The sequence below is a fragment of the Anaerovibrio lipolyticus genome, from assembly GCF_021531495.1.
Taxonomy (GTDB): domain Bacteria; phylum Bacillota; class Negativicutes; order Selenomonadales; family Selenomonadaceae; genus Anaerovibrio.
Map to the genome: position 1 here is coordinate 1 of NZ_JADYTY010000046.1, position 10,180 is coordinate 10,180.

The 10,180-nt window shown below is 44.0% G+C and carries 8 protein-coding genes; all 8 read left to right on the forward strand.

The window, feature by feature from the left end; translation table 11 throughout:
• Nucleotides 1-254 precede the first annotated feature (254 nt).
• The 8 genes from I6E26_RS10445 (at nt 255) to pflA (ending at nt 10,053) form a co-directional block, all read left to right on the forward strand.
• Nucleotides 255-1,148 carry a hypothetical protein gene (locus I6E26_RS10445; protein ID WP_235321807.1) on the forward strand — a complete coding sequence of 298 codons (894 nt, stop codon included), beginning with the start codon at nt 255-257 and terminating at the stop codon, nt 1,146-1,148.
• A 94-nt stretch (nt 1,149-1,242) separates the two neighbouring features.
• A complete protein-coding gene (gene metA, locus I6E26_RS10450; protein WP_235321808.1) occupies nt 1,243-2,184 on the forward strand; it encodes a homoserine O-acetyltransferase MetA in 942 nt (313 codons plus the stop codon).
• Between the two features lie 18 nt (nt 2,185-2,202).
• Complete coding sequence (locus tag I6E26_RS10455; RefSeq protein ID WP_235321809.1) at nt 2,203-2,820, forward strand: hypothetical protein; 618 nt, start codon at nt 2,203-2,205, stop codon at nt 2,818-2,820.
• Nucleotides 2,821-2,832: 12 nt separating this feature from the next.
• The gene (locus tag I6E26_RS10460) at nt 2,833-3,615 is read left to right on the forward strand and encodes a DUF2225 domain-containing protein (protein WP_235321810.1); all 783 of its coding nucleotides are present in this window, start codon (nt 2,833-2,835) and stop codon (nt 3,613-3,615) included.
• A gap of 24 nt (nt 3,616-3,639) precedes the next feature.
• Complete coding sequence (locus I6E26_RS10465; RefSeq protein WP_235321811.1) at nt 3,640-4,329, forward strand: hypothetical protein; 690 nt, start codon at nt 3,640-3,642, stop codon at nt 4,327-4,329.
• Between the two features lie 24 nt (nt 4,330-4,353).
• Nucleotides 4,354-6,006, forward strand: coding sequence for a DUF4127 family protein (locus I6E26_RS10470; protein ID WP_235321812.1), 1,653 nt, complete (start codon nt 4,354-4,356; stop codon nt 6,004-6,006).
• A gap of 1,019 nt (nt 6,007-7,025) precedes the next feature.
• The gene (gene pflB, locus I6E26_RS10475; protein WP_235321813.1) at nt 7,026-9,281 is read left to right on the forward strand and encodes a formate C-acetyltransferase; all 2,256 of its coding nucleotides are present in this window, start codon (nt 7,026-7,028) and stop codon (nt 9,279-9,281) included.
• The gene (gene pflA, locus I6E26_RS10480; RefSeq protein ID WP_235321814.1) at nt 9,268-10,053 is read left to right on the forward strand and encodes a pyruvate formate-lyase-activating protein; all 786 of its coding nucleotides are present in this window, start codon (nt 9,268-9,270) and stop codon (nt 10,051-10,053) included. Before pflB ends, pflA begins: the two co-directional genes overlap by 14 nt.
• Nucleotides 10,054-10,180 lie beyond the last annotated feature (127 nt).

Here is a 10,180-nt window from a genome sequence, read left to right on the forward strand (position 1 = left end):
TTGAGAAATTTATCTTTTGAAATATACAGTTTTCAAGGAGCCGTGAGGATTTTCTGTGTGGGAAGTTTGAGTAACATTTTCTTTAGAGACTGTCATGATATTGACCTTAGCGATACAATGGTATGCTGAGAAAGATATTTCAGTTAAACAAAATCTAGGTAACAATATCTATATATGGTAAATATTACAAAAATATGCTACAATAAACGCAGTGTATGTTTTTTTAGGAAAGGTAAGGAAAAGAGGGTGTTGTTATGAAATACTGTATTTCTATCTTTTCAGGAGTAATGTTATTGCTGGCAATCATGTGCAATACTCTCATGTATAGCACAGCTCAGGCAGCAGAGCAGCAGTGGTATTGGATTTCCTCGGATAACAATTACAGTAAGTTCTATGATCCAGCTCAGGTGCGAGTGCAGGAGGCCTTTGGGGGTATTGCTACCCGCATAACGGCTGTAACCAAAACAGGCTACAGTTACGGTGGTGCTAAGGAAACCCTGGATAACTATGGTATAAAGGATATTCGCCCCAATGATTTGGCCTATAGCCTGGCCCACATTCAGATTGTGCCACAGACGAGAATGCTGGCTTATGTGGATGAAACCTTTTATGACAAAAACGGCAAGCAGTTGTGGACCAAGCAGTATCAGCCCCTGAAGTATAAAGAAATGAATTCTCAGGAATTTGATGAGGATTTTTATGCTTTCATTGTGGATGCAGTTTTTGGTCAGGGAGAGGTAGAGAGACGCAGTGCTTCGGATAGGTGGCTGCTGCTGTGGCAGGAGGCTTTGGCTGACGGAGGTTCTGTAGTTTGTATGGCAGATACTACCACTATGCGGGTGAACGGAGAGAATATTATTTTTTGGGAGTGGCAGGAGTACAAAAATGCCACTGGAGGTGTTACTCAGATAAGGTTTATGAAAAAAGCTGTCAACCTTTCTCAATACACTGGCAAAATAATTCGCTATCAGCATTGGAACGGCCGTGAGGGCTGGAAGGACTACACTGAAGCTGAAACAGATGGTGCCTATCATGCCATTGAAAGGGGAAGCACAGAGGAAAAGGAGCTGTTACAGCTTTCCAGCTACGACAGAACCCATAGCAAATGGGTACATCGCTATAGCTTGTCTGACCATGAAGCAATTTAACGTCTATGGCTAGCAAAACATATTAGATAAAATAGCTGCTTTTGCCAAAATGAGAAAGCAGTAAGTACAAAAAGATATAGGGAGCTAATTATATATGCCAATAAAGATACCAAATGATTTACCTGCTGCGGCAATACTGGAAAAGGAAAATATTTTTATCATGGATGCGGATCGAGCCTATGGGCAGAATATCCGTCCCTTGAAGCTGTTAATTCTGAATTTGATGCCAGTGAAGCAGGTAACAGAAACCCAGCTCTTGCGGCTTTTGGGCAATACACCGCTGCAGGTCGAGGTGGATTTTATTTATACAGAATCCTATACCCCAACTCATACATCCCAGGATTATCTAACAGAGTTTTATGGCACCTTTGCTGAGGTACGTCATAAGAACTATGATGGTTTTATTATTACCGGTGCCCCAGTGGAGCAGATGCCCTTTGAGGATGTAGCCTATTGGGATGAGGTAGCGGAGATTATGGAGTGGAGTAAGACTCATGTATATTCCACCTTCCATATTTGCTGGGGAGCCCAGGCAGGTCTTTATTATCATTATGGTATTCCAAAATATGATGTAGCTCCCAAAATTTTTGGTGTATATAAGCATCATCTTTGTGTAGAGAATGAGCCTCTTTTCCGAGGCTTTGATGATGAATTTTATGTGCCTCACTCTCGTCATACAGAAATTCGCAAGGAGGATATTGAAAAGGTAGACCAGTTGACCATATTGGCTGAGTCTGATGATGAAGCAGGGGTATATGCTATTGCCAATCTGGAGGAGAGGCAATTTTTCATTACAGGACATGCAGAATACGATCCTCTTTCCTTGAAAGGGGAATACGATCGGGATATGGCTGCCGGTATGCCCAATGTAGATGTACCCAAAAATTATTATCCTGATGATGATCCAACAAAGATGCCAGTGGTAAGATGGCGTTCTGTAGCCAATTTGCTTTTTGCCAATTGGTTGAATTACTATGTATATCAGGAGACTCCATACGAATTAGACAGCCTGAGTCGTTATCAGGATAATATTTGAGAAACAAGGTGAATTTCTATGAATTATAAGGGGTTGGCAGTAGTAGGGGCTGCTATACTATGTTTTTCTTTCTCTCATGCTTCGGTGGAGGCGGCACCAGAGGTACCGGAGAATATTTTTCGCTGGGTACAATCCTCAGCTAGAACCAATTATTATTTTAACAGACAGCAGATTTGTTTTGGTGTCCATGAGGATGGCACTATAGATACTGATACATTGATTGTACCGGTGTTGAAAACCTTTGATGATGTTATGATTAATGATGTAGTGTCCAAGCGTCGTTGGAACGGCAAAAATCTCCAGGGGTTTGACGATTTCGTAGGTGTATCAGAATATTTAACAATTAATCTGCCAGAAAAAAAGGTATCTGTAAATGAGGTTAATTATTTGGATTCCACTTGGACTACTCTGGCTGTAGAGAGTTCAGAGGCAGAGATAAGTCTGGAGGATCTTTCAGAAAAAAGTTTGGATGCTAGATTTTATGACCGGATTATAGACTTTGCCTTGCGGAATCAGCTAGTGCTGGCGGATCGAACCCAAGGGGATTTGGAGACTTCTGTCAGGGAAAAACTGGCCGCAGCTCAGGAAGCATATAGGGCTGACAACAGGCCGGATAGACCTTCGGATAATGAATAGAAAGGCTGAAATATGTCATCAGAATTTACATTTGTCGTAGAAAAAACCTGTCCAGTTTGTGGCAAAAGCGTGAAGGTAGTTAAGGTAAAATCTCGTTTGGCAGCAATCGGGGTAGATAATGACTATTGCTGTCATTATCGGGATTTTAATCCCTATTTGTATCATATCTGGGTATGCGATGGCTGTGGCTTTGCGGCAGACGAAAAGGTTTTTCTCACAGCTCTGTCTCCTGTTAGGCGGGAGCTGATTGGTAACGCTCTTATGGAGCATCACGTTCATTTTGAATTTAATGAGGAACGCAGCGTGCCAGATGGTATAGCCTCCTTGAAGCTGGCTATCTTTTGTGCCGAAGTCTTGAAGGCTCCTTTGGCTCGTCAAGCTGGCTTGGCTATGCGTCTGGCTTGGATTTACCGCATAGATGGTCAGAAGGAAAAGGAAAGAGAGGCTTCAGAGCAGGCTTTGAATCTCTATATACGCTCCTTGGAAACGGAGCATTACCCTATTGATAATCTGACTGATACCATGGTCATGTATTTGATAGGGGCCCTTTATGCAGAATTGGGAGAACGAAAAAAAGCTGTGCTCTATCTCAGCAATATTGTGGGAGATAAAAAGAATCCAATTACAGATGCCAAGCTGGCCAAGGATGCCAGAAGGCTTTGGCAGGCAGTACGAGAGCAGAATCAGGAGGAGTCAGCTCAGGAAAATGCCTCTCAGGAGCAAAATCATCATACTGTGGTACAAAAGGCAGCGGCTAAGCCTAAGAAAAAATCTGGTTTAAGTCGTTGGTTTTAGTGAAAATAAGGAAAGGTGACCTTTATGGATATGCCGGCTATTGTGTCAGAGTATTTTCCTGGCATAAATATGCAGCAGATAAATGAAGCTGTGGAAAAATATCAGCCTGCCTGGCAGATAATTAGTCATACCTGGGGACATGAAACCTTGCAGGAAATCATGCAGGGACAGGTATCTGTGCCAGATGAGGTGATTAATCAGGCCATTGCCGAAAATCTAGGCCAGGATGGGCCAGTGCAGTCTGTGAAATTGAAATCCAAGGCCAATGGACGGCTGGAGATATTGGCTAAAACTAAAAAGGCAGGACGGATAGAGTTTTCTGGTACTATTGATGATTTTGTCCATAATAGCCAGGAATCCCATGTAACCTATAAGGTAAAGGAACGTGCTCTCAAGGATCATGGATTGGCTTCCTGGTTCTTTTCCCGTATGTCTCTTTCCATGGCCCAGAAGCTTTTCGGCAAGGTAGACTTGGGGGAAAGCCTGCCTACAAATATTCATGGCAATACCATTACTGTGGATTATAAAAGTGCTTTGGATCAGTCAGAGCTGGCCAAGGCAACTATTAAGGAGCACCGGGTATTGGATATGGTGGAAATCAAAAGTGCCGTACCTCATGATGGGTATATAACCTTTACCACCAGCTTGAATATACCAGAGGATATTCAGCGGGATGTGCTGGATATGATACTTAGACGGGGCTTAGTAGATTAAGAAAAAGCAAGGAGGTGGCTATTGGTGCAGGCAAAATTTATTAGAAGTTTGTTGGCTGTGTCATTGTGTTTTTCTCTGTTGTTAACTTTGCTGGCAGGTACAGCAATGGCTAAGAAAAAGGAGCAGTCTCAGGAAAAGGGAAAAATTGTCTTTATTCCTCACGATAATCGGCCTATATCTGATGTGGAAACAGCGGATACCATTCGTCAGCTAGGCTATGAGGTGATTGTGCCTCCTGATGAGCTCTTGGGCAGCAACAGTAATCTGGGAGATTCTGATAAGTTATGGCAATGGCTGGAGGATAATACCACATTGCCACATAAGCCGGATAAAAAACCTCCTTATAAGCCAATGCCGGGTATCAAGGCGGTAGTTATGTCTGGGGATGCCATGATTTATGGCAGTCTGGTAGGCTCTCGCAAACATCATATTCCTCAGAAGGACTTGATGTCCAGAGTAGATAGGTTCAAGGCATTTAAGCAGGAGCATCCTAAGGTGCCCATATATGTGTTTTCCTCCATTATGAGAACACCTCGTACAGGGGAGGCCTCAGGTAGTGAGGAGCCTAGCTATTATTTCAGCTATGGTACGGATATTTTTCGTTATACATCCCTGCTGGATAAGCAGGAAATAGAGCCTTTAACCAAGCGGGAGCAAAAGGAACTGGATTTTCTGACAGAGCTGATTCCCCAGGATGCTATTAGTGATTGGATGAGCCGTCGCAAAAAGAATTTGGCGGTAAATAAGGCCATGATTGATTTGGCTAGAGAAGGGAGCTTTTCTTATTTCTGTTTGGGACGGGATGATAATGCTCCTTATTCCCAGACTCATAGGGAAAGCCGCTGGCTGAATGAATATGCTGAGGGGTTAGGCAAAACCAGATTTAATAATATGGCAGGTATTGATGAATTTGGTATGCTGCTGCTGACTAGAGCTGTTAATGATTTGGAAAAGAAAATGCCTTTTGTCTATGTCCGCTACAATATGGGACAGGGACCTACGGTAGTGCCTTCCTATTCTGATGAAGCTATTGACAAAACCATTCGCTCCCATGTGATTATGGCTGGGGGTATGTATGTAACCAGCCCGGCTAGAGCTGATTTGGTGCTGTTGGTGAATACCAATCCTAATGGCACTACCTATGAGGCTAATGATATAGACAATACCGAAAAGGCAGATTTCTCTGATAGGTATTTTGTCAATATGGTATCGGAGGAGTTGTCCAGTGGCAGGGCTGTGGCTATTGCGGATATTGCTTATGCCAACGGTGCGGATAATGCTCTGATGGGGCTGCTTAGGGATAAGAATTTCTTGTTTAGAATACAGGCTTATTCTGGTTGGAATACCCCAACTAATAGTACAGGCTTTGTGTTGGGACAGGGTATGCTGGCTTCTCGCATGAATGAAAAGAGTCGACAGGGGCTTTTGCTGACCAGATATTTGGATGACTGGGGCTATCAGGCCAATGTACGGCAGAATTTGGCTAATGCCTTGGGAAATTTCCCAGGTAAGGGTAACGGTGGGGCTTTGAATGAAAAGCGCCCTGCCGTGGAAAGATCTGCTACCTTGCGCTTGCAGACTTTTGCACAGTATAATATTCCAGCTCTTTGGGACTTCAAGCATATCAAGGTAACGATGCCTTGGAATAGGTTGTTTGAGTGCTATCCAAGAATATAATTAAAAACATCCTTGTTGGTATTTTGCCAGCAAGGATATTTTTTTCTAAATTCTGATTTGTCGAGCCAAATGCTAATCTTAGCAATGGCATACATATACGATTTCTGCAGGCATGGCATATACCCTTACAGGCACGCTCTCGCTATATTGATGTGCCTCACGCTGCTAAACTCATTTAATCACATGAAAAGCTTCACGATGTTCATCTTTTCATGGCTTAAATTCGTTAAGAAGCGAGGCACATCGATATACCTGTTAAGGGTATATGTCATGCCTTCTACTTTGTGTATTCATCGCAACTTCCTGCTTTGGCACTATTCGTAATTTTGACGTATTTACTGAAATGGAACAGCAGATGATAGTACCCTAAGAAAACCCTTGCTAAGCCTCGGTGCTTAATGAGTTCAAGCCGTAAGGCGCAGAAGGAATTTAGCATCCGCTAGGCTTAGCTAGGAGCGGGCAATATGCCAGCGACATATTGCCCGGAATAAAGAGACCGCTGTGTCACTTTATTCCGCGACGAGCGATATTTAGTTCAGACTATCTCGGCTGTGGATATTTAGATAGAATCGAAAAATCACGATGATTCGACAACAGCCGGAGGGGCATGACACTTTTGCGTCGGGAGACTCCTGCTTTTGCGCAGCAAAAGTGGCCCGGTGGCACTCTCTATCATTATGGCCTCTGTGAATTGGCTCAGCGACAAGCGGTATTAATGCGTCAGAATAAATCCCAAGGTAGGGCCATTAAGTCGGACAGAGCAAAAGTCGTTATGACCGCAGGCTGTATATCGAAAATCTTTGACATCCCGAATTATATTTACAACTCTAGGGAGAGAGGTAACTCGATAAATCAGAATTTATATGGCATAAAATAATAACAATTATTTTACGATTAATTAAATTTATGCATAAACTATTGGATTTTAAGCATTGTTTATGGTAGAATACCTTGTAGAGAATAGAGATTATAAACAGCTACCTTTTAGAGAGGGGCTAAGTGAAAAATAGGAGGAATTTATGTTAAGCAATCAGCAGTGGAATGGATTTGCCGGAAACCTCTGGCGTGAAGAGATTAATGTACGTGATTTTATACAGAATAACTATAAGCCTTTTGATGGTGATGAGAGCTTCCTGGCAGATCCTACTGATGCAACTAATAAGCTGTGGGCTAAGCTTCAGGAGCTGCAGAAGGAGGAGCGTCAGAACAATGGCGTTCTGGATATGGATACTGATGTAGTAGCTAGCCTTACCTCCCATGCTCCAGGTTATATTGACGAGAGCCTGAAGGATTTGGAGAAGGTTGTTGGTCTTCAGACTGATAAGCCTCTGAAGAGAGCTTTCATGCCTTATGGCGGTATCAAGATGGCTGAGCAGTCCTGCACTAACTATGGCTATGAGCCAAGTGCAAGACTCCATGAGATTTTTACCAAGTATCACAAGACTCACAATCAGGCTGTATTTGATGCTTATACCCCAGAGATGCGTCTGGCTCGTCGCAGTCATATTATTACTGGCTTGCCTGATACCTACGGCCGTGGCCGTATTGTAGGTGACTATCGTCGTGTCGCCCTCTATGGTATTGACCAGCTGATTGCCTTCAAGAAGGAAGATTTGGCCAATGTTGGCGGCGACGGCATTATGACTGATGATGTTGTACGTCTTCGTGAGGAGCTGGCAGAGCAGATTCGTGCTCTCAACGGTTTGAAGGAAATGGCAGCTTCCTATGGCTTTGATATTTCCGCTCCTGCAAAGGATGCTCGCGAGGCTGTACAGTGGCTGTACTTCGGCTATCTGGGCGCTATCAAGACTCAGAACGGTGCTGCCATGAGTGTTGGCCGTGTATCCACTTTCTTGGATATCTATATTGAGCGTGATATTGCCAATGGCATTTTGACTGAGGCAGAGGCTCAGGAGCTGATTGACCATATGGTTATGAAGTTCCGCATGGTACGCTTTGCTCGTATCACCTCTTACAATGAGTTGTTCTCCGGCGATCCTGTATGGGCTACCTTGGAGGTAGGTGGTACTGGTATTGATGGCCGTCACATGGTAACCAAAAACGATTACCGTTTCCTCCATACCTTGGAGAATATGGGCCCATCCCCAGAGCCAAATCTGACTGTTCTGTATTCCTCCTCCCTGCCTGAGAATTTCAAGCGCTATGCAGCTAAGATTTCTATCAGCACCAGTTCCATCCAGTATGAGAACGATGATACTATGAAGCCAGAGTGGGGGGATGATTACTCCATCTGCTGCTGCGTATCTGCAACTCAGACTGGTAAGGAGATGCAGTTCTTTGGTGCTCGTGCCAACTTGGCCAAGTGCTTGCTCTATGCTATTAACGGTGGCGTTGATGAGAAGAGCGGCGACCAGATTGGACCTGAGTATCGCGGTGTAGCTGGCGATGTTCTGGAGTATCAGGATGTTGTTACCAAATTTGACCGCATGATGGATTGGCTGGCAGGTCTTTATGTAAATACTCTGAACCTGATTCAGTATATGCATGACAAGTACTACTATGAGGCTGAGGAAATGGCCCTCATCGATACCGATGTACGCCGTACCTTTGCTACTGGTATTGCAGGCTTCTCCCATGTAGTAGATTCTCTGTCTGCTATTAAATATGCTAAGGTAACTGCTATCCGCAATGAGGCTGGCATTGTTATCGATTACAAGACTGAGGGTGACTTCCCACGCTACGGTAACGATGATGAGCGTGCTGATGAGATTGCCAAGTGGTTGTTGAAGTCCTTCTTGGAGAAGATTAAGTCCCGTCACACCTACAGAAATTCTGAGCCTACCACCTCCATTCTTACCATTACCTCCAATGTGGTATATGGCAAGTTTACTGGTGCAATGCCAGATGGCCGTGAGGCAGGTGTTCCTCTGTCCCCTGGTGCAAATCCAAGCTACGGTGCAGAAAAGAGTGGTCTGCTGGCTTCCCTGAACTCTGTTGCTAAGCTGCCATATGAGTGGGCTTTGGATGGTATTTCCAATACTCAGAGCATGACTCCAGAGGCATTGGGCCACAATGATGAGGAGCGTACTACTCAGCTGGTACACGTAATGGACGGTTACTTCGATCAGGGTGCACATCATCTGAATGTAAATGTATTTGGCCGTGAGAAGCTGCTGGATGCTATGGAGCATCCTGAGAAGGAGGAGTATGCAAACTTCACCATCCGCGTTTCTGGTTATGCTGTAAAGTTCATTAACCTGACTCGTGAGCAGCAGCTGGATGTAATTTCCAGAACATTCCATGAGCACATGTAATAATGCTGCCCAGAATCTGCCTGTCTACGGGCAGGTGGATTCTGTGGAAAGCTTTGGTTCTGTAGATGGGCCAGGGTTAAGATATATTATTTTTCTAAAAGGCTGTCCTCTTCGCTGTCTCTATTGTCACAATCCAGAAACCTGGGGTGGCAAGGAGGGGGAGAAGCGTTCTTCTGAGGAAATGTTGCAATCTGCTTTGCGGTATCGCCCTTATTGGAAGGGTGGCGGTGGCATTACCGTTTCTGGCGGTGAACCACTTTTGCAGATGGATTTTGTTACGGATTTGTTTCGGCGGGCTAAGGCTCAGGGAGTATCTACCTGTATAGATACCTCTGGGGCTGTGTTTAGCCGTGAGCCGGCAAAGTTACAGGCGATGAATGAGCTGTTGGCGGTAACGGATTTGGTGCTTTTGGATATCAAGCATATTGATAGTGCCAAGCACAAAGAGCTTACTGGCATGGGCAATGAGCACATTTTGGATTTTGCTAAATATTTGGCCGAAATCAAAAAGCCTGTGTGGATTCGTCATGTCTTGGTGCCAGGTATTAATGATGATGAGGAAAGTCTGGGCAAAACTGGTGAGTTTGTAGCTTCCTTGGGAAATGTTCAGAGATTGGAGATATTGCCTTATCATCGTATGGCGATGCATAAATATGAGGATTTGGGGATTGCCTATCAGATTCCTGATATTCCAGAGCCATCTAAAGAGGCAGTAGCTAAAGCGCAGCAAATTCTAAATACAGAAGCCTATCAAGGTTATAAAAATAGCTAAACAAAATCGCTATAATGTGTGTAGTGCACATTATAGCGATTTTTCTATTCTAAATTCTGATTTGTAGAGCCAAAGACTTATTTGCATAACGGCATACATATACTCTTTACTGAGGCATGGCATATAC

Coding starts and splice junctions, on each gene's coding strand:
- I6E26_RS10445 (WP_235321807.1), top strand. CDS start 255: ATGAAATACTGTATTTCTATCTTTTCAGGAGTAATGTTATTGCTGGCA.
- metA (WP_235321808.1), top strand. CDS start 1,243: ATGCCAATAAAGATACCAAATGATTTACCTGCTGCGGCAATACTGGAA.
- I6E26_RS10455 (WP_235321809.1), top strand. CDS start 2,203: ATGAATTATAAGGGGTTGGCAGTAGTAGGGGCTGCTATACTATGTTTT.
- I6E26_RS10460 (WP_235321810.1), top strand. CDS start 2,833: ATGTCATCAGAATTTACATTTGTCGTAGAAAAAACCTGTCCAGTTTGT.
- I6E26_RS10465 (WP_235321811.1), top strand. CDS start 3,640: ATGGATATGCCGGCTATTGTGTCAGAGTATTTTCCTGGCATAAATATG.
- pflB (WP_235321813.1), top strand. CDS start 7,026: ATGTTAAGCAATCAGCAGTGGAATGGATTTGCCGGAAACCTCTGGCGT.
- pflA (WP_235321814.1), top strand. CDS start 9,268: ATGAGCACATGTAATAATGCTGCCCAGAATCTGCCTGTCTACGGGCAG.